Source organism: Solimonas fluminis (assembly GCF_002930645.1).
Lineage (GTDB): Bacteria > Pseudomonadota > Gammaproteobacteria > Nevskiales > Nevskiaceae > Solimonas_A > Solimonas_A fluminis.
The window spans coordinates 152,428-171,050 of record NZ_PSNW01000006.1; the positions used below are offsets into that span (position 1 = coordinate 152,428).

Below are 18,623 nucleotides of genomic sequence, written 5' to 3' on the forward strand. Positions count from 1 at the left end.
TGTGGTGTGCGTCTATGAAACGATGCAAGGCTGCACGGGGGATTCACTCAAATGGATGATGCGGCACCCCGGTACCACGGAGACACTGCGCCCATTAGCCCCTAGGAGCAAACCCCATGGCTGCCGTTATCAAGACGCCGATGCACAAGATCGAGGCCGAGGCCCCGCCCGACCGCTATGCGCGCGGCTGGCACTGCCTGGGCCTGGCAGAACAGTACAAGGACGGCAAGCCGCACGGCATCAACATCTTCGGCACCCGCCTGGTGATCTTCAAGGGCGAGAGCGGCAAGCTCAGCGTGATCGACGCCTGGTGCCCGCACATGGGCGCGGACCTCGCCATCGGCTGCGTCAAGGGCGAGTCCGTGGTCTGCAAGTTCCACGGCTGGGCCTGGGGCGGCGACGGCGTGTGCACCGAGATTCCCTATGCCAAGCGCATCCCGCCCAAGGCCCGCGTGAAGTCCTGGCCGACCTGCGAAGAGAACAAGATGCTCTTCGTCTGGAACGACCCGGAAGGCAACGGCCCGACGCCGGACGTGGCGATCCCGCGCATCGACCCGGTGTTCTCCGAGGAGTGGTCCGACTGGTCCATCGTGCAGTGGACCATCAAGGTCAACTGCCGCGAGCTGGTCGACAACATCGCCGACATGGCCCATTTCGTGTCCGTGCACGGCTCCGACAACGTCGTCTACTTCGCCAACCTGTTCGAGAACCACAAGGCCACGCAGGTCATGGTGGGCCTCAACCGCAAGCTCGGCGGCGCCGACGAGTACCTGACGACCATCGCCAGCTACTACGGCCCGGCCTACCAGATCACCCACATGTTCGGCTCCATGGGCGGCTACCCGGTGGAGTCGATCCTGCTGAACTCGCACACCCCGATCGACCAGCACAGCTTCGAGCTGCGCTTCGGCGTGCTGGTGAAGAAGTTCCCGGGCATGACCCAGGAGGCCTGCGACGCCATGGTCAAGCAGTACGTCGACCTGACCAACAAGGCCTTCGGCGAGGACGTCGAGATCTGGCACAACAAGATCCGCATCGACAACCCGCTGCTTTGCGACGGCGACGGTCCGGTCTACCAGAACCGCCAGTGGTACGATCAGTTCTACATGGACGCCGCCACCGTGCCGGCCGAGCTGCGCAACAAGCGCCTGATCGAGATCGACAAGGGCCTGGAGAAGAAGCCGGAGCTGAAGCACGCGTTCGATAACGTGTAAGCTTGGTTGCTTCAACCAAAAAAAGCCCCGCGAATGCGGGGCTTTTTGGTTTCCTGGAAGATTCAGTCCGTTCGTGCTGAGCCTGTCGAAGCAGGGGCGGACCGTTGGCCACGGCCGACGGCCGTTCACCCTTCGATCCTTCGACAGGCTCAGGACTTCAGGGCGAACGGCTTCCAGCAGTGTGTTTCATCCGAGACTGAAGACACTCCTCAGCAACAGCCTCACCAGCATCGTCTGCCGCGTGACCCCCGTCTTGCAGAAGATCGAGCGCAGGTGGGTGCGCGCCGTGTTGCGGCGGATGTTCATCATCTCCGCCGCCTCGTCCAGCGTGTAGCCCTCGGTCAGCAGCAGGGCCATGCGCGATTCCACGCGCGTCAGGCCCAGCAGGCGCCGCACCAGGTCCAGCGAGGGCGGGGCGGTGTTGCAGTCCGGATCGCGCAGGAAGATCACCGCCGCCGGGCGCTTGCGCGTATCGCACCAGTCTCCGGCCGGCACCGCCTTGACCACCACCGACAGCCGCGCGCGGCCCGAGGGCCGCGAGATCGGCATGGCCTCCACCATTCCGCCGCCGGCGTTGCCGCTGCCATGGCCCAGCGCACGCTGGACCAGGCGCTGCAGTTCGCGCTTGTCATCCGGGTTGTCGGCCTGCAGCCCGTTGGGCCCGCGCCAGATGCCGTCGCGCTCCGCCAGGATGCGCCGCGCCTCGTCGTTGATCTCCAGGATCTCGCCGCCTTGCGCCAGCGAGATCACCCCCAGCAGCATGCGGTTGACCGTGCCGGCCAGCATCTGCCGTTCGCACTCCAGGGAGTCGATGCGCGACTGGATCTGGATGGAGCGCTTCAGGTGCGGCAGCACGAAGCGGAACAGCGCCTTGTCGGTCTCGCCGAAAGGCATCGAGTCATGGCGGCGCGTGGCGCGCAGGCGGCATTCCACCCCGTCGGCGGTGTAGACGTCCGCGCCCAGCACGTAGCGCACATCCTGCGGGCGCAGGTATTCCTGGTACATGGGGCCGTCCAGCCACTGCTGGCCGATCAGTTCCTCCGGCGTCATGACCTCGCCTTCCTTGAGGCTGACGAAGGGGTCCACGGCGAAGTACTGCTTCTCGTAGGACAGCCGGGCGTCGTGGTTCTCGCCCACGTTGATCATCACGCCGGCATTCTCGGCGGTGGGCGGGCGCAGGATCAGCGACACGTGAGCCGCCTGCAGGCGCTGCTGCAGCAGGCGCAGCGCGTGGTGCCAGGGCGGCTGTTCCAGTGCACCTTCGTAGAGGGCTCCCAGCAGGTCGCCCACCTGGCGCGGCTCGGCGTCCATGGGGGTGCGGGGCGGGGCGCGGCGCGGCAGGCCTGCGGCGGCGCGGACACGGGGTTCGGTGGCTAGCATGCTTCCTCCTCCTGCGGCGGCGGGACATGGCCGCCGCTTGTGTCAAAAAAACATTGCAACTGCAATGTAACATGCCGCAAGCGAATTGCGAAGTGCCCGCCAAGCGGGCAGAAAATGTACTGTTTTTGGGTGAGGCGGCCGCTTTGGCCGCTCGCCGACACTGCAATCCACTCGCAAGACCCGAAGAGGGCGCGGGGGCAGGGCAACCATCAGTCGGAGGAGACAGTGATGCGTTCCAGGATTTGCACGGCATTCTTCAGCGCGACGGTCGTTCTGGCCCTCGCTCCTGCCACGGCCAGCGCCAAGCTCACGCCCGCGGAAGCGGCGAAGCTCGACGGTCCTGAGCTGAACTGCATGGGCGGCACGCGCGCCGGCAACAGCGACGGCAGCATTCCCAAGTGGGGCGGCCAGTGGGTCGGCAAGTGGCCCGGCATGAAGAACCCCCACGGCTACGAGCCCGGTCCCTACGCAGCGGAGAAGCCGCTGTTCACGATCACCGCGCAGAACCACGGCAAGTACGCCGCCAAGCTGACCGCGGGGCAGAAGGAACTGTTCAAGAAGTATCCCGAGAACTACAGCATGATCGTCTACCCGACGCATCGTGACTTCGGCAATCCGCAGTGGGCCTGCGACGTCACCAAGAAGAACGCCCTGGAGTCGGAGATGACCGACGGCGGCAAGGGCGTGACCGGCACCGGCGGCGGGCCGGCCTTCCCGATTCCCAAGAGCGGCCTCGAGGCGATCTGGTCGGTGAAGACGGCCTTCCGCGCCTGGACCGAGAAGGGCGTGCTCGACATCGCCAACGTCTACGGCAACGGCACCATCGGCTGGGGCCGCAACAAGTTCTTCACCATGAACGTGATGAACGACCCCAAGACGCGCCGGCCGCTGACCGAGCGCATCAACAGCTACTTCTACACCGGCTACCTGCTGCCCGAGCGCGACAAGGGCCTGGTCGCGGTGGGCTTCCAGCCCAACAACTACAGCAAGGACGCCACGCAAGCCTGGCAGTACCTGCCCGGCACGCGCCGCGTGCGCCAGGCCCCGGAAGTCGGCTACGACTACCCGGTGCCGCCGGCCGGCCTGCACACCACCGACGAGGACTACGGCTTCAACGGCTCGCCGGAGCGCTACAACTGGAAGCTGCTGGGCAAGCAGGAGATCTACCTGCCGTTCCACAACTTCCGGATCAACGACCCGGCGATCAAGTACAAGGAACTGATCACCCCCAACACCATCAATCCCAAGTACGTCCGCTACGAACTGCGCCGCGTCTGGGTGATCGAGGCCAACCTGATCGAGGGCCTGCGCCACCAGTACAAGACGCGCCGCATCTATGTCGACGAGGACAGCTGGCAGGTGCTCTGGGCCGACCACTACGACGGCCGCGACCAACTCTGGCGCATCGCCGTGATCCTGTACTTCTACTCGCAGGAATCCTCGGCCCACCACCGCGGCGTGCAGCTGTTCCACGACCTGACGGCCGGCGTCTACGAGGCCACCAACCTGCTCAACGAGCGCAAGCCCGAGGACTGGTGGCGCGTCAATACCCCCATGACCCCGGGCATGTTCACCCCCGAGGCCGCCGCCAGAGCGGGGCACTGAGCGGCATCTAGCCCATCCGGACGACCACAATGACCGCCAAAGCGGTCATTGTGCGTTTTTCGGGGGCCTTTTCCCCCTTGGCATCCCGCACCCCTATTCCTCGAATCGAGACACCGCCATGAGTTCTGTCGTCGACATCCGCTCCGGCCAGGCCGCCCACGTCCGCCCCCTCTTCGACCGCCTCGCCGCCAAGGCGCCGGACTACAACCTCACGACCGCCGCCCAGCGCATCGAGAAGATCAGGCGCCTCATGGCTACGGTGCTGAAGTACCGCCAGGAAATCTACGAAACCGGCAAGCTCGAGCGCGGCCTGACGCCGCCGGACATGGACGGCGAGCTGGTCATGCTCAAGTTCGAAGCCGAGTTCATCGAGCGCAACCTCGCCAAGTGGATGGAGCCCAAGCCGGCCGAAGGCCCCTCGCTGATGACCCTGGGCAAGAAGTGCTACATGCACTACGAGGCCAAGGGCATGGCCCTGGTGCTGCCGAGCTGGAACGCGCCCTACGTCATCGGCCTGCTGCCGACCCTGGGCGCCCTGGGCGCCGGCAATGCCGTGATGCTCAAGCCCTCCGAACTGGCCCCGCATTCCTCGGCCCTGATCGCCAAGATCGTCAAGGAGGCCTTCCCGGACGGCGACGTCACCGTCGTAGAGGGCGGCGTCGAGGTCTCACAGGCCCTGCTGGCCTGTCCGTTCAACCATATCTTCTACATCGGCAACAACACCGTCGGCCGCATCGTCATGAAGGCCGCCGCCGACCACTTCGCCTCGGTCACGCTGGAGATGGGCGGCAAGAATCCGTCGATCGTCGATGCCAGCGCCGACGTCGAGGACGCCGCCCTGAAGACTTCCTGGGGCCGCATGTGCAACGCCGGCCAGGCCTGCATCGCGCCGGACTACATCCTGGCGCACGAGTCCGTCATCGAGCGCTTCACCGGTGCCCTGGTGAAGGAAATCACCGCCATGTACAACCCGGACGGCAAGGGCTTCGACAAGAATCCCGAGTTCCCGCGCATCATCAATGCCCGCCATTTCGAGCGCATCAAGGCCCTGGTGGAGGACGCCAAGGCCAAGGGCGCCAAGATCGTCATGGGCGGCGAGTACCGCGCCGAGGACCGCTACATCGCCCCCACCGTGGTGATGAACGTGACCGAGGACATGAAGATCATGCAGGAAGAGATCTTCGGCCCCGTGATCGTGGTCAAGCCCTGGAAGAACCGCGACGAGGTCATCAAGGAGATCCGCGGCCGCGACAAGCCGCTGGCGCTCTACGTCTTCGCCAAGGACAAGGCCGCCTGGGAGTTCTTCCGCAACAACACCACTTCGGGCAGCACGGTGCTGAACCACAACGTGGTGCAGTCCGGCACCAACCCCTACATCTCCTTCGGCGGCGTCAACAGCAGCGGCATCGGCCGCATGGTCGGCCACGCCACCTTCCTGGAGTGTTCCAACCAGCGTGCCGTGATGGAAGAGGGCCCGGCCCTGATGGACCCGCGCGACGTGTTCCCGCCGCTGACGGACAAGTACAAGAAGCAGCTCACCCAGCTGATCGAAGGCAAGCCGGTCCCGCCGGCCATGGTCAAGCTGATCAGCGGCGTGGTGAATGTGGTGGGCAAGTTCAAGAAGTAAGCGGTTTCAAGGAAAAAGCCCCGGCATGCCGGGGCTTTTTTGTTCTCCCCGCATCAAGCCCTCGCCGGAAAAATGAGGAGCGTGAAGCGGCTGACCCGACCGTTCGCCCTGAGCCTGTCGAAGGGTGAACGCCCTCGGGAGGACATCCAGGACACGAAGCGCCCCGCTCAGCGGGCCGAGCGATCCAGCGCCCAAACAAAAACCCCTCCGCCGTCTCCAGCGAAGGGGTCTCGATCCATCCCGAAAGACTCAGCTGCCCAGCCGCCGCACCCAGCTCCGCAGCGACTTCACGCGGTCCAGCAGGCCCGTGCCGCCGGCGGCGACCGGCGGCGGGGCGGCGGGCGCCTCCACCTCGTAGCGCTGGTGCAGCGTCGGGCTGGCGGCCAGGCGCTGGTGCTGGCGCACGGCGGAGTTCACCGCGATCTTGCACTGGCTGTCGTGGATCGGCTTGGTGATGAAACGGTAGATCTGGCCCTGGTTGATCAGCTCGATGGCGCTGCCGGCGTCGGCGCGGTCGGTGAGGATCACCGATACCAGTTCCGGGTGGTGCTGCTTGAGCGTGCCGATCAGGCTCACCACCGGGTGGTCCTGCACGCGGGTGTCGGAGATCACCACGCCGATCTGGTTCTTTTCCAGCTGCTCAACCGCCTCGTTCATCGAGCTGGCGCCGTAGACCTTGAAACTGGGGCCCAGGATGGTCTGGATCTGCGGCGGCACGCGGGGGTCGTCGTCCATCACCAGCACGCCGGCGGCACCGGCCACGGGCTGCACGGCGGGGCTGTCGGCGGTCTCGGCGGGGGCGGCGGCCGCGGCGGCCATGCTGGCCTTGGCGGCGGCCACGGCGCGGGCCACCGTGGTGCTGAGGTCATCGTTCATCCACGGCTTGTTGACGAAGCGGAAGATCTCGCCTTCGTTGATCGAGCCGATGATGGCGTTGAGGTCGGAGTAGCCGGTCAGCAGGATGCGCATCGCGTTGGGGTTCAGGTCCCGCGCCGCGCGCAGCATCTCGATGCCGGTCATGCCCGGCATGCGCTGGTCGCTGACGATCACATCCACCGGCTGGGTCTTGAGCAGGTCCAGGGCCGCCTGGCCGCTTTCCGCGAAGAACACCTCGTAGCGGCTGCGGAACAGCATCCGCATGGTCGTCAGGACGCGGGGTTCGTCGTCCACGAACAGCACGCGGGCTTTCTGGGTCGGGGCTACATCATCCATCGAAAACTGACTCCTCGGACTGCTTCAGGCCAGGTCCCTGGCTCGATTCATGCGGCGGCGAGTTCCGGTGCCGCGCTCACCGCAGTGTCGCCGCTCTGGCGCTTCTGCTTCAATGGCAAACGGATTACAAATTCACTGCCCTTGCCCACGGTGGAACGCACGTCGATGCGGCCGCCGTGCTCCTCGATGATGCGGAAGACGATGGACAGGCCCAGGCCCGTGCCCTTGCCGACCGCCTTGGTGGTGAAGAACGGCTCGAAGATGCGGGCGCGCACCTCCTCGGTCATGCCGCAGCCGGTGTCCAGGATGCGGACGATGACGCCCTCGGCCTCCGCGCTGGTGTGGATGTAGATCTTGCCTTCGCCCTCGATGGCCTGGGCGGCATTGGTGAACAGGTTCAGGAATACCTGGTTCAGCTGAGAGGGCGAGCACTCGACTTGCGGCAGCGGGCCGAACTGCCGCACCACCTCGATGCGGGTCTTCAGCAGGTTGTTGGCGATCTTCAGCGCCGAGTCGATGCCGGAGTTGATGTCGAACAGGTCGGTGCGCGAGCGGTCCACGCGCGAGAAGTCCTTCAGCGAGGACACCAGGTCGGCGATCTGCACCAGGCCGAAGTCGGTGTCCTTCAGCAGGTTGCCCAGGTCCTCCATGGTCTCGGCGGGGTTCAGGGTGGCGCGCAGGCCCTCGGCCTCGGTCAGGGCGGTGGCCACTTCCTCGTCGGAGGCGTTCTGCGCCGTCATCAGCGTCAGCGCGCGATCCTGGGCGGTGATCAGCCCGCGCAGGTCGTCCAGCGAGTTGCGCACGATCTCGGTGTTGCTGCGGGCATAGCCCAGCGGCGTGTTGATCTCGTGGGCGACGCCGGCCACCATCGTACCCAGCGAGGCCATCTTCTCCGACTGCACCAGCTGCGCCTGCGAGGCGCGCAGGTCCTGCAGCGCGGTGCTGAGGTCCTTGGTGCGGGCGGTCACCTGTTCTTCCAGGTGTTCGTTGGCATGCGACAGTTCGGCATTGGCGCGGTCGATCTCGCGGAAGGAGCGGGCCAGCCTGAAACCGAGGAAGGCCAGCACCAGCAGCAGCGCCGCGGCATAGGCGGCGAGGTAGGTCCGGTACTGGTTGGCGACGGCGACCTGGCCTTCATGCCAGCTCATGTAGGCCTGTTCCAGGGCCTGCAGCTGCGGGCCGGTGGGGCGGTCGAGGAAGTCGCGCAGCTTGGCCACCAGCTCGGTCTTGTCGGCGATCACTTCCTCGGAGCGGTCGCGCAGGCCCTTCACGGCCTTGGTGAAGGGCGGGTCTTCCGGTTCGAACTGCGGCTCGCCCTCGGCCACCGGTGCCGGCGGCGGGGTGGGCGGGGCCATCGCCTGCAGTTGCTCCAGCAGCGCGCGGATGTTGCCGGCGGCGGCCGCCGGCGGCGTCGGCGTCACGCCGAAGTTCACGATCTCGGTCTTGACCTGCATCGTCAGGTTGCGGACCTCCTCGCGCTGCGCATCGGTCGCCGCGGCGGTCACGGCGTCGGCGTAGGTCGGCACGGCGTCCATGCTGTTGATCAGGCGCTGCGTCAGCAGGGTGTTGCGCGCCTCGGAGTCGAAGGCCAGCTCGAACTTGCTTTCGATGGTATCCAGGAAGGTGTCCAGGGCCTTGTCGATCTCGGGCGTCAGGCCGCGCAGGGCGCCGGCGTCCTTGTCCAGCGCGTTCAGCGCGGTGTCGAGCTGGCCGGTGGTGCCGGAGCGGTCGGTGACGGAATCGGCCAGCGAGGACACGCGCGAGCCGGTGAACTGGCGGTTGAGCAGCACGTCGAGGTTGCCGACCACCTGGATGCGTTCCAGGCGCGCGCGGTGCAGGTCCGCGTCCACGCTCTGCGTCATGCGCAGCAGGAAGACCAGCACGCCGATGGCCGCCACGGCGAGCAGTGCAAAGAACACTTGCCTGAGCTTCTTCATCCCGTCTCCCCCACATCAGACTGGGTGCCGCCTGCCTCCGCCCTCCGGACATGGCGCCGGTTTGTAGCGGGGTGCGGCCGTTTGTTCCGCCCTTCCTGCGGCCTTCCGGCAATGCCGGGGGCCGCCCCATCACGGAACTTTGGCTGGAACACTAGAGGTTCGTCCATCGGGGGGGCTTCCCCTGTTCGGACTAGAGCCCGGCTGCCCAAGGGAACTCCAGGTTGCCGAGCGGTTCCTATCCTGCAGGGGAGATCGCCCGCCGCCGTCCTGGCGGCGGGGCCGTTCATGGACGGCATCCTGGTCGGGGGCAGGGAAGTGCCGACCGCCAACCGGAGCAGAAGACCATGAAAGTGAGCCAATGCATGAGCCCCGATGTCTGCGTGGCCATGCCCGACATGAGCCTGCGGGATGCCGCGACCCTGATGGCCGACATCGATGCAGGAGCCCTGCCGGTGCGCCAGGGTGACCGACTGGTCGGCATGATCACCGACCGCGACATTGCAATACGCGGGATCGCCGCCGGGCTGGGGCCGGACGCACGTGTCAACCAGGCGATGAGCACCGAGGTGAAATACTGCTACGAGGACGAGGATGCCGAGCATGTGGCGCGCAACATGGGCGATATCCAGGTGCGCCGCCTGCCGGTCCTCAACCGCGACAAGCGCCTGGTCGGCATCGTCGCCCTGGCCGACCTGGCCTGCTCCGCCACGGACCGCGAGAACCTCGGCTGCGCGCTGGGCGACATCTCCCGCGACAGCAGCCTGCATTCGCAGACCCTGCCGAGAACCCACTGAGAAAAGTCGAAAGCCCGGGTTCGTCCACGACGGTGCGGACGGATTCGGGCAGGCCGGGGGATGCCGTCCATGGCGAAACCTCGTTCCTGGAGCGGGCTCCCGCCGGTGTTTCGACGTGGGGCGTGGCATGAGTCAGGCCCGGCGGCAGGGCAAACGCTCCATGGCCGGGCCTTCGGACGGGTGGATGTCGATCGGACATCCACCTGCCCCTCGGCCAAACGGAGGATTCGCCCGCGCGGGGACTGCGATGAACTGCGGCGCATTCACCGCACCAGGAGCAGTCATGGATACCCAGGCCCTCGAACGCCGCCTGCAGAAGCTGGAAGATGCCGAAGCGATCCGCACGCTGAAGGCGCGCTACCTGTTCGCCTGCGACCGCAAGGACACCGCGGCGATGCGGGCCTGCTTCGTCGACGGCAAGGTCCACATCGACTACGGCGTGGTCGGTACCTTCGACAATGCCGACGCCCTGGTGCAACTGTTCAAGGATGTCGGCTGCCATCCCCACATGGTCGAGATGCACCACGGCGCCAACCCGCAGGTCGAGGTGCTGGACGCCGCGCGTGCCCGCGGCACCTGGAGCCTGCACTACTTCCTGGTCAACACCCAGGCCAAGAGCCTGACCCAGCTCGCCGGCTACTACGAGGATGAATACCGCAAGGAAGGCGGCGTCTGGAAGATCGGCAGCACGAAGTTCATCGCCACCTCGACCCTGGCCCTGGACTACACCGACGGCGCCCTCAAGGCGCTGTTCGCCGGCGCTCCGCCGCCCGCCGCCGCGGCCTGATACACCTGGGTTGGCGGCCGTGGGCCGCGACGAGCCGGTGACTACGCCGCGGAGTTGCCGCGGCCGGCCCGCCCCTGCGGCTGGGTTCGTCCACTACCTGCGGGGGGCGGGTTGTTGCGGGCTGATATCGGGTCGTCGCTCGGCGCCCGCCGCCGCGGTGATCCTTGCATGCGGAAGATCGCGGCCCAGGCCGCTCCCAGCGGTTGGAAATCCCGCTGGACCTTGCCGTTCTGCCCTTTTGATGATAGTAATATCACTAATAGTAATGGCCCGGAGCCCCGATGAAGCAAGTCCAGACCCGCGTCGGCCCTCTGGCCTATGCCGAGCAGGGCAGCGGCCTGCCGCTGGTGCTGCTGCATTCGGCGGGACACGACCACCATGACTTCGACGCCATCCTGCCGTCGCTGGCCGAACGCCATCGCGTCATCGCGCTGGATTGGCCAGGCTTCGGCGAGTCCCCCGCGCCGCAGCCGCCGGCCTCCCTCAGCGCCAGCCTGGTGGGCGAGGTGCTGGAGGACGCGGTGGCCGCCCTGGGGCTTGAGCGGGCCGTGTTCCTGGGCAACAGCGTCGGCGGCATGGCGGCGGCGAGGCTGGCGGCCCGGCAGCCGCAGCGCGTGCGCGGCCTGGTGCTGGTATCGTCCGGCGGCTTCACGCCGATGAACGCGGTGACCCGCGCCTTCTGCCGGGTGCAGGGGCGCGAGTGGGTGCGCCGGCATACCGGCCGCTGGTTCGCACGCGCCTACCTGCGGCGCCGCAACAGCCACACCGCGGCGATCCTGCAGCGCTTCGACGCCACGCACGCGCGTCCGGCGACGCTGGCCGCCCACGCGGCGCTGTGGCGCAGCTTCGCCGAGGACGCCAGCAGCGTCATCGAGCAGGCGCGCGGCATCCGCTGCCCGACCTTGCTGGCCTGGGGGCGGCACGATCCGGTCTCGCGCCGCGGCGTGGAGGGGCGCTGCGCCCGCGAGGCCATCGCCGGCGCGCGCTACGTCGAGTTCGACACCGGCCACATGCCCTTTGCCGAGGACCCGCCGGCCTTCCTGCGCGAGCTGCTGCCCTTCCTCGAGGGCCTGCCGGCATGAGTGCTGCCGCCCGCCGGCCGAAGCAGGAGGCGCGGCCGCGACGCGGCGCGCCGGAGGAGACGCGCCGCCGCCTGGTGGCGGCCGCGGCGGAAGAGTTCAATCGCCTGGGCTACGAGGGCACCGATTCCAACCGCCTGGCCCGCGCGGCGGGCTATGCCCCGGGCACCTTCTACAAGCACTTCCGCGACAAGCGCGAGATCTTCCTGGCGGCCTATGCCGAATGGGTGGACCGCGAGTGGGAAGAGGTCAGTGCGGCGCTGGACCTGGGTGGCGAGGTGACCCGGCGCGCCGGGTGCATCGTCGACCTGCTGCTGGCCCATCACCGACGCTGGAGCGGCCTGCGCGCCAGCCTGCGCATGCTGACCGCGGCCGATCCGGTGGTCCGCGAGTTCTACCGCGGGCAGCGCCGCCGCCAGTTCGAGCTGCTGGCGCGGCTGCGCGCCGCGGCCGGTGATCCGCCGCGGCCGCGCGAGCAGGACGCCCTGCTGCTGTTCACGCTGGAGCGCAGCGCCGACGCGATGGCGGAGGACGAGGCCGAGGCGCTGGGACTGGACCCGGCGGCGATGCGGGCGCTGCTGGTGGAACGGGTGACGGCTGCCCTGTAGGAGCCGGCTTGCCGGGGACTTCCGGGCGGATGGGTCGCCGGCAAGCCGGCTCCTACGAGGCAGCCGCTTCGCTCCTGAAGGTCAGCACCAGCACGTCGCGATAGGCCGGCTGCGCCGGATCCAGCGGCTGCACGGCGGTGACGCCGTGGTACACGCGGCTGTCGTCGATCAGCGTGGCATCGCAGGGAGCGGTCAGCGTGAAGCTGCCCAGCGGGCTGCCGTCCGGGCGATGGATCGTGGTGACGCCGCTGGCGATGTTCTGTCGGCGGACCAGCAGCACCAGCACCCAGTCCACGCCGTCGCGGTGCACGCCTTCCGGGGTCGGCTGCCCGGCCTCGCCGGCCCGCGCCTCGATGCGGAACTGGTGCGCCTCGATGTGCCAGTTCGCCACCTGCGGCGAGAGGCGGCCGAACAGGCCGCGGCAGAAGCGCAGCAGCGTGTCCAGGCTGGCGCCGCTACCGATTTCCGGCAGGATCGGCTCGAACCAGCGCGCCACGCCGCCGTTGAGGCGGTTGTAGTCCCGGCTCTGGTAATGCGGCTGGTGCGGCTGGCGCTCGACCGGGCCGTCGCGCCCTGCGGCATAGACCGCGTGCCGGCGCCGGCGATAGCGGCCGCCATCCGCCATGTGGCGGTCCAGCTCCAGGCCGTTCCAGCTCGCGGCAAAGCTGTCCCAGTCCGACAGGCTGCCGGCAGCTTCCAGCAGCGCGCGCATCGGCTCGCCCTGCAGGAAGACATGGCCTTCGCGGGCGAGCGGGGTTTCCAGGGCCGGCAGGCCGGGGGAAGCAGGCGGTGACACGGAGCGGTCCATCGGGGCGCGCATTGTAGACCCTCCGGCCGCCGGCGGAGACCCGGGGGCACTACTGCGGGCGTACTTCCAGCGCCGCCAACTCCAGGTGGTGATGATGCAGTTCCAGCTCGAAGCGGCCGCTGTGGCCGGCGCGGAAGCGCAGGCTGCCGGTCTGCCCGGCCCGCAGCGGCATCGACAGGTCATAGCCGTGCAGGTGCAGCTCGTCGTCATGGTCGCTGGTCACGCGCAGTTCCACCTCGTCCCCGGCCTGCAGCACCACCACGGCGGGGCCCGACTCGCGCCGCCCTTGGCGCACCACCCATTCCGCCGTCATGGCCGGCGCGTCGGGCAGGGGCTCCGAGCCCGGCGGTACCGGGCCGGGCTCGCCGGGGAGGGCACCCGGCGGGGGCTTGATGGCGGCCTCCGGCGGCGCGGCGGGCGCCGCGCCGGGGGGCCCGGCTTCAGGGCGCAGCAGCAGGAAGAGGCCGGCCAGGACGGCAATGCCGAGGGCGATGAAGACGAGGGCTGAGCGGTTCATGCCGTCCAGCATAGCCGGCGATGGTGCCGGCCGGCACGGGCCATTTTTACTACAGGCCCGGCGTCACAGAGGGCTCCGGTTTGGTTAGCTTCGCGCGTTCGACAATAACGACAGGGAGAGGGGCATGCGGCAGCGCATTCTCGGAGTCATGGCGCTGGCGGCCATGCTGGGGCTGACAGCCTGCGGATCGAGCAAGCCGGTGGATGGCGGGTCCGCCACGCCGCGCGGGGCGCCGGTGACGCGCTATGACATGGCCAACGCCTGCTACGTCCTCAAGGCGGTGGAAACCGGGCGCCATGCGCTGCGCGACGGCGACGGCCGCTACGCCGCCACCGCGGGCGCCGCCGAGGCCACGCCCTTCTTCATGAAGCCCACCGCCCTGGGCAAGTACCTGTTCTTCGCCGAGGACGAATCGATGATGGCGGCCGCCGGCGGGGCTGTCGGCAGCGTCGCGCAGCCCGGCGAGAGCGCGGACTGGACCATCGACACCGACTCGGCCGGCGATTTCACCGTGTACTCCTCCAGTGCCGAACGCTTCCTGGCCCTGGACACCGCCAGCGGCGCGCTCACGCTGGCCTCGGCGCCTGCGAAGTTCGACTTCGTGCCGGCCCGCGGCTGCAAACCCTTCCCGGAAATCCGCACCGACGCCGAGGGCGCCACCTTCAAGGGCCAGGGCGTCGACAAGCCGGTGCTGGGCTTCGCCGAGGTGCATGCGCACGTCAGTGCCACGCATTTCCTCGGCGGCGGCCATTACGGCCGTCCGTTCCACCGCTTCGGCGTCACCCAGGCCCTGGGCAACTGCGCGACGCAGCACGGTCCCAACGGTGCGCTGGACCTGGTCGGCAACCTGATGGGGGGCGCCGGCAGTCCGCTCGCCACGCATGACACGCAGGGTTGGCCGACCTTCATCGACTGGCCGGCGCGCGATTCGCTGATGCACGAGGCGATGTACTACAAGTGGATCGAGCGCGCCTGGCTGGCCGGCATGCGCATCATGGTCAACGACCTGGTCGAGAACGAGGTGCTGTGCCGCCTGCAATCGCTGGTGAACACCGCCAACGTGCTGAACCTGGATATCGGCGACCTGGTGCAGGAGGTCAGCGAGATTCCCTCTCCGCAGTACTGCAACGAGATGGAAAGCGCGGTGAAGCAGGTGCAGTTCATGCGGGACCTGCAGGACTACATCGACGCCCAGGAAGGCGGGCCCGGCAAGGGCTGGTTCCGCATCGTCACCTCGCCGCAGGAAGCCCGCCAGGTGATCAACGACGGCAAGCTGGCGGTGGTGCTCGGCATCGAGATCTCTCACCTGTTCAACTGCAAGGTCCTGCAGCCCGGCGGGCTGTTCGAGGTCGCCAGCTGCGACAACGAGGAGATCGACACCCAGCTCAACCGCCTGACGGACCTGGGCGTGCGCCAGATGTTCCCGCTCCACGAATTCGACAACGGCCTGGGCGGCAACGGCATCTTCGACGGTCTGATCCTGAACCTGGGCAACTTCCTGGACACCGGCAGCTTCTGGGCCACCTACGATTGCCCCGAAGACGAGTACTTCTACGGTGCCGGCGCGCACATGACCACCTCGCTGCCGGCACCGCTGGATCCGCTGAGCAACCTGCTGCACAACCTCACGCAGGGACTGCTGCCGCTGTATCCGTCCAAGCCGCAATGCAATGCGCGCAGCATGACCGAGCTGGGCCACTACGCCTTCGAGCGCATGATGGACAAGAAGGTCATCATCGAGGTGGATCACCTCGAGCTGAAGATGAAGAGCGAGCTGCTGGACATGGCCGACGAACGCTCGCCGGTCTACCCGCTGGTGTCCACCCACGGCGGCCACGGCGGCATCAGCATGACCCAGGCACACCGCCTGCTGAAGGGCGGCGGCCTGCTGTATCCCTCCAAGGGCAACGGCCGGCAGTATGTCAGCCAGCTCGACAAGCTGCGCCCGCTGAAGGACGACCGCTACCTGTTCGCGATGGGCTACGGTGCCGACACCAACGGGCTGGCGGCGCAGTCGAGCCCGCGTGGCGCCGACGCCGAGCCGGTGCGCTATCCCTTCACGCTGTTCCGCGGTCCGGGCTGGGGCCCGCAGTTCGCGCGCGTACAGCCGGTGGTGTTCGACCAGTCGAAGGTGCCCGAGGGCAACCGCAGCTTCGACATCAACGCCGAGGGCCTGGCGCAGTACGGCATGATCGCCGACTGGGTCGAGGAAGTGCGGCTGGAGGGAGGCCAGCAGGCGGTGACGGACCTGTACAACTCCGCCGAGGCCTACCTGCAGACCTGGGAGCGGACGGTGAACCGCTAGACGGGCGACTGACCCCAACCAGAAAGGCCGGCGATCGCCGGCCTTTCTGGTTTCGAACCGCCATGCTCACCCGCGGGGGGGCAGCAGCAAAGGTGGTTTCATCACGACCGTCATACCGGCGAAGGCCGGTATCCAGTCGATCAATGATCACTCCCGTCGGCGACTGGATGCCGGCTCGCGCCGGCATGACGGATTGCTTCACCTGGCGGGATTGCAGAGCGCCGGGTGATTGTTCCGCCTGAACGGAAGAGGCCGGCATTCGCCGGCCTTTTCCGTTTGCGCCTCCGCGTTTCAGTCCAGGGGGCCGATCCGCTCGGCGCGCTCCACCCGAGCCTGCCGCTCCGCTGCGCCTTCGGCGGGGTAGTCCCAGCCCTGCAGCTCGCGGCGCACCAGGGCCTCCAGGGCGGCGATGTGGGCCGGCTCGTCGTTCAGGGCGGGGATGTAGCGCAGGGCTTCGCCGCCGGCCTGGCGGAAGCTCTGGCCGTAGCGCAGCGCGATCTCCTCCAGGGTTTCCAGGCAGTCCGCCGAGAAGCCGGGACAGATCACGTCGAGCTTGCGCAGGCCCTGCCTCGCCATCGCCTGCACCTGGGGCTCGGTATAGGGCTGCAGCCAGGGCGTGCGGCCCAGGCGGCTCTGGAAGCTCACCGACCACTGGCCCTGCGCCAGGCCCAGGCGCCCGGCCAGCAGGCGTGCCGTCTTGTGGCAATGGCAGAAGTAGGGATCGCCGGCCTGGAAATAGGCCAGCGGGATCGAGTGGAAGGACATCAGCAGGTGCTCGCCGCGGCCCTGCGCCTGCCAGTGCGCCTCCACGCTGCGGGCCAGCGCATCGATGTAGCCGGCGTCGTCGTGGTACTGGTTGACGGTGCGCAGCTCCGGCAGCCAGCGCCAGCGGCGCAGCAGCCCGAACAGCTGGTCCAGCACCGTGGCGGTGGTGGTGGCGGAGTACTGCGGGTACAGCGGCAGCACCACGAGGCGGCGCACGTCCTGGCGCCCCAGCTCGTCCAGCGCATCGGCGATCGAGGGATTGCCATAGCGCATCGCCAGGGCCACCGGTACCTCCGGGCCCAGCGCCGCCTGCAGGGCCGCCCGCTGGCGCTTGGAGATCGCCAGCAGCGGCGAGCCCTGCGGCGTCCAGACCGACTCGTAGGCGTGCTTCAGCTTCAGCGGCCGGAAGGGCAGGATGAACAGGTGCAGCACCGGCAGCCAGAACAAGCGGCTGAACTCCACCACGCGCCGGTCGCTGAGGAATTCGCGCAGGTAGCGGCGGATGGCCGGCGCCGTGGGCGCGTCGGGCGTGCCGAGGTTCACCAGCAGAACGCCGCGCCGCGGCGAGCGGCTATGGATGTGTTCCGGCAGGCTCATCTCAGGCCGTGCGGGCGAGGTGGCTGTGGCGGCGCGAATAGAGGAAGTAGACCGCGATGCCCACCAGCAGCCAGCTGCCGAAGCGGACCCAGGTCACCGCCGGCAGGCTCAGCATCAGGTAGATGCAGAACACGATGCCCAGCACCGGGATGACCGGGCCGAACGGCACCTTGAAGGGGCGCGGCAGGTCCGGCAGGCGCTTGCGCAGCACGATCACGCCGGCGCAGACCAGCACGAAGGCGCCCAGCGTGCCGATGTTGACCAGTTCCGCCAGCTCGTTGATCGGGGTGAAGCCGGCGGTCAGGGCGATCAGCACGCCGCTGATCATGATGATGCGCACCGGGGTCTGGGTCTTGGCGTTGACGGTGGAGAACACCGGCGGCAGCAGGCCGTCGCGCGACATGGCCAGGAACACGCGGGTCAGGCCGAAGTACAGCACCAGCATCACCGTGGTGAGGCCGGCGATGGCGCCGGCGGTGACCAGCTTCAGGCCCCAGCCGATGCCGTGGGCGCGCAGGGCGTCGGCCATCGGCGAGGCGGTGTTGAGGCTGGCGTAGGGGACGATGCCGGTCAGCAGCGCCGCGACGATGATGTACAGCACGGTGCAGATCGCCAGGCTGCCGAGGATGCCGATGGGGATGTCGCGCTGCGGGTTGCGCGCCTCCTCGGCGGCCGTGGAGACCGCGTCGAAGCCGATGTAGGCGAAGAAGATCACGGCGGCGCCGGTCATCACGCCGTTCCAGCCGAAAGGCATGAAGGGCGTCCAGTTGGCGGTGTCGACCTTGCCTGCCGCCACCACGATGAACACCAGCAGGGTGAACAGCTTCAGGAACACGATGCCGGAATTGAAGCGGGCGCTTTCCTTGACGCCTACCGCCAGCAGGATCGACAGCACCATCACGATCAGCACCGCCGGCAGGTTCACCAAGCCGCCGTCGGCCGGGGCCTTCATCAGGGTCTCGGGCAGGTTGATGCCGACGATCTCCATGCCGCGGCCGAAGTAGCGCGACCAGCCCACCGCGACGGTGGCGGTGGCCAGGGCGTATTCCAGCACCAGGTCCCAGCCGATGATCCAGGCGATGAACTCGCCCAGCGAGGCGTAGGCGTAGCCGTAGGCGCTGCCGCAGCCGCCGTAGCTGGCGGCCAGCTCGGAGTAGGACAGGGCGGCGAAGGCGCAGGCCAGGCCCGAGACGATGAAGGACAGGATGATCGCCGGGCCGCTGGTGGTGGCGGCGGTGATGCCGGTCAGCACGAAGATGCCGGTGCCGATGATGCAGCCGATGCCCAGCAGCATCAGGTCGGTGGCGCTGAGGCAGCGCTTCAGGCCGGTATCGGCGGTGGGAACGATGTGCTTGGTTCTGAACAGACTCATGGAGTTTCCCAACGCA

At 68.0% G+C, this 18,623-nt stretch carries 15 protein-coding genes; 8 read left to right on the top strand and 7 right to left on the bottom strand.

Translation table 11 applies throughout. From position 1 onward, the window contains the following. Positions 1-116 precede the first annotated feature (116 nt). A complete protein-coding gene (locus C3942_RS12475) occupies positions 117-1,214 on the top strand; it encodes a 3-ketosteroid-9-alpha-monooxygenase, oxygenase component (protein ID WP_104230672.1) in 1,098 nt (365 codons plus the stop codon). 186 nt (positions 1,215-1,400) lie between these two features. Here the strand turns inward: C3942_RS12475 and C3942_RS12480 are convergent, their stop codons facing one another. After that, on the bottom strand, positions 1,401-2,594 hold the full coding sequence (locus tag C3942_RS12480; RefSeq protein ID WP_104230673.1) for a helix-turn-helix transcriptional regulator: 1,194 nt from the start codon (positions 2,592-2,594) through the stop codon (positions 1,401-1,403). 228 nt (positions 2,595-2,822) lie between these two features. Here C3942_RS12480 and C3942_RS12485 point away from each other — a divergent pair, with 228 nt between their 5' ends. Beyond that, complete coding sequence (locus tag C3942_RS12485; protein WP_104230674.1) at positions 2,823-4,199, top strand: DUF1329 domain-containing protein; 1,377 nt, start codon at positions 2,823-2,825, stop codon at positions 4,197-4,199. Positions 4,200-4,317: 118 nt separating this feature from the next. Further along, positions 4,318-5,826 (top strand): aldehyde dehydrogenase family protein, encoded by a 1,509-nt coding sequence (locus C3942_RS12490; RefSeq protein ID WP_104230675.1) that lies wholly within the window; start codon positions 4,318-4,320, stop codon positions 5,824-5,826. A gap of 249 nt (positions 5,827-6,075) precedes the next feature. Here the strand turns inward: C3942_RS12490 and C3942_RS12495 are convergent, their stop codons facing one another. Next, on the bottom strand, positions 6,076-7,038 hold the full coding sequence (locus tag C3942_RS12495) for a response regulator (protein ID WP_104230676.1): 963 nt from the start codon (positions 7,036-7,038) through the stop codon (positions 6,076-6,078). Positions 7,039-7,085: 47 nt separating this feature from the next. Beyond that, positions 7,086-8,975, bottom strand: a complete 1,890-nt coding sequence (locus C3942_RS12500) for a DAHL domain-containing sensor histidine kinase (protein ID WP_104230677.1) — start codon at positions 8,973-8,975, stop codon at positions 7,086-7,088. A 344-nt stretch (positions 8,976-9,319) separates the two neighbouring features. Here C3942_RS12500 and C3942_RS12505 point away from each other — a divergent pair, with 344 nt between their 5' ends. The 4 genes from C3942_RS12505 to C3942_RS12520 all read left to right on the top strand — a co-directional run bounded on the left by C3942_RS12505 (position 9,320) and on the right by C3942_RS12520 (position 12,243). Then, positions 9,320-9,769: a CBS domain-containing protein gene (locus C3942_RS12505; protein ID WP_104230678.1), complete on the top strand. Its 450-nt coding sequence runs from the start codon at positions 9,320-9,322 to the stop codon at positions 9,767-9,769. 283 nt (positions 9,770-10,052) lie between these two features. Then, entirely contained in the window at positions 10,053-10,556 is a 504-nt protein-coding gene (locus C3942_RS12510) for a nuclear transport factor 2 family protein (RefSeq protein WP_207766068.1), read from the top strand. Between the two features lie 281 nt (positions 10,557-10,837). Then, positions 10,838-11,638: an alpha/beta fold hydrolase gene (locus C3942_RS12515; protein ID WP_104230680.1), complete on the top strand. Its 801-nt coding sequence runs from the start codon at positions 10,838-10,840 to the stop codon at positions 11,636-11,638. After that, positions 11,635-12,243, top strand: coding sequence for a TetR/AcrR family transcriptional regulator (locus tag C3942_RS12520; RefSeq protein ID WP_104230681.1), 609 nt, complete (start codon positions 11,635-11,637; stop codon positions 12,241-12,243). The genes C3942_RS12515 and C3942_RS12520 overlap by 4 nt, the downstream gene beginning before the upstream one ends. Before the next feature lie 52 nt (positions 12,244-12,295). Here C3942_RS12520 and C3942_RS12525 read toward each other — a convergent pair whose 3' ends face one another. Both C3942_RS12525 and C3942_RS12530 read right to left on the bottom strand, forming a co-directional pair. Further along, positions 12,296-13,051: a 2OG-Fe dioxygenase family protein gene (locus C3942_RS12525; RefSeq protein ID WP_207766081.1), complete on the bottom strand. Its 756-nt coding sequence runs from the start codon at positions 13,049-13,051 to the stop codon at positions 12,296-12,298. 49 nt (positions 13,052-13,100) lie between these two features. Further along, positions 13,101-13,568 (bottom strand): cupredoxin domain-containing protein, encoded by a 468-nt coding sequence (locus tag C3942_RS12530; protein ID WP_133164299.1) that lies wholly within the window; start codon positions 13,566-13,568, stop codon positions 13,101-13,103. Positions 13,569-13,692: 124 nt separating this feature from the next. Between C3942_RS12530 and C3942_RS12535 the strand changes: the two genes are divergently transcribed. After that, entirely contained in the window at positions 13,693-15,873 is a 2,181-nt protein-coding gene (locus tag C3942_RS12535) for an amidohydrolase family protein (protein ID WP_104230683.1), read from the top strand. A gap of 291 nt (positions 15,874-16,164) precedes the next feature. Here C3942_RS12535 and hemH read toward each other — a convergent pair whose 3' ends face one another. Together hemH and C3942_RS12545 are read right to left on the bottom strand one after the other, a co-directional pair. Next, a complete protein-coding gene (gene hemH / locus C3942_RS12540) occupies positions 16,165-17,235 on the bottom strand; it encodes a ferrochelatase (protein ID WP_104230684.1) in 1,071 nt (356 codons plus the stop codon). 1 nt (position 17,236) lies between these two features. Beyond that, positions 17,237-18,607, bottom strand: a complete 1,371-nt coding sequence (locus C3942_RS12545; RefSeq protein WP_104230685.1) for an amino acid permease — start codon at positions 18,605-18,607, stop codon at positions 17,237-17,239. Positions 18,608-18,623 lie beyond the last annotated feature (16 nt).

What these genes read in the sequence shown, in the direction of transcription:
- C3942_RS12530 (WP_133164299.1), bottom strand. Translation starts at nt 13,568, where the DNA reads ATGAACCGCTCAGCCCTCGTCTTCATCGCCCTCGGCATTGCCGTCCTG.
- C3942_RS12535 (WP_104230683.1), top strand. Translation starts at nt 13,693, where the DNA reads ATGCGGCAGCGCATTCTCGGAGTCATGGCGCTGGCGGCCATGCTGGGG.
- C3942_RS12475 (WP_104230672.1), top strand. Translation starts at nt 117, where the DNA reads ATGGCTGCCGTTATCAAGACGCCGATGCACAAGATCGAGGCCGAGGCC.
- C3942_RS12480 (WP_104230673.1), bottom strand. Translation starts at nt 2,594, where the DNA reads ATGCTAGCCACCGAACCCCGTGTCCGCGCCGCCGCAGGCCTGCCGCGC.
- C3942_RS12515 (WP_104230680.1), top strand. Translation starts at nt 10,838, where the DNA reads ATGAAGCAAGTCCAGACCCGCGTCGGCCCTCTGGCCTATGCCGAGCAG.
- C3942_RS12525 (WP_207766081.1), bottom strand. Translation starts at nt 13,051, where the DNA reads ATGGACCGCTCCGTGTCACCGCCTGCTTCCCCCGGCCTGCCGGCCCTG.
- C3942_RS12500 (WP_104230677.1), bottom strand. Translation starts at nt 8,975, where the DNA reads ATGAAGAAGCTCAGGCAAGTGTTCTTTGCACTGCTCGCCGTGGCGGCC.
- C3942_RS12505 (WP_104230678.1), top strand. Translation starts at nt 9,320, where the DNA reads ATGAAAGTGAGCCAATGCATGAGCCCCGATGTCTGCGTGGCCATGCCC.
- hemH (WP_104230684.1), bottom strand. Translation starts at nt 17,235, where the DNA reads ATGAGCCTGCCGGAACACATCCATAGCCGCTCGCCGCGGCGCGGCGTT.
- C3942_RS12485 (WP_104230674.1), top strand. Translation starts at nt 2,823, where the DNA reads ATGCGTTCCAGGATTTGCACGGCATTCTTCAGCGCGACGGTCGTTCTG.
- C3942_RS12520 (WP_104230681.1), top strand. Translation starts at nt 11,635, where the DNA reads ATGAGTGCTGCCGCCCGCCGGCCGAAGCAGGAGGCGCGGCCGCGACGC.
- C3942_RS12510 (WP_207766068.1), top strand. Translation starts at nt 10,053, where the DNA reads ATGGATACCCAGGCCCTCGAACGCCGCCTGCAGAAGCTGGAAGATGCC.
- C3942_RS12545 (WP_104230685.1), bottom strand. Translation starts at nt 18,607, where the DNA reads ATGAGTCTGTTCAGAACCAAGCACATCGTTCCCACCGCCGATACCGGC.
- C3942_RS12495 (WP_104230676.1), bottom strand. Translation starts at nt 7,038, where the DNA reads ATGGATGATGTAGCCCCGACCCAGAAAGCCCGCGTGCTGTTCGTGGAC.
- C3942_RS12490 (WP_104230675.1), top strand. Translation starts at nt 4,318, where the DNA reads ATGAGTTCTGTCGTCGACATCCGCTCCGGCCAGGCCGCCCACGTCCGC.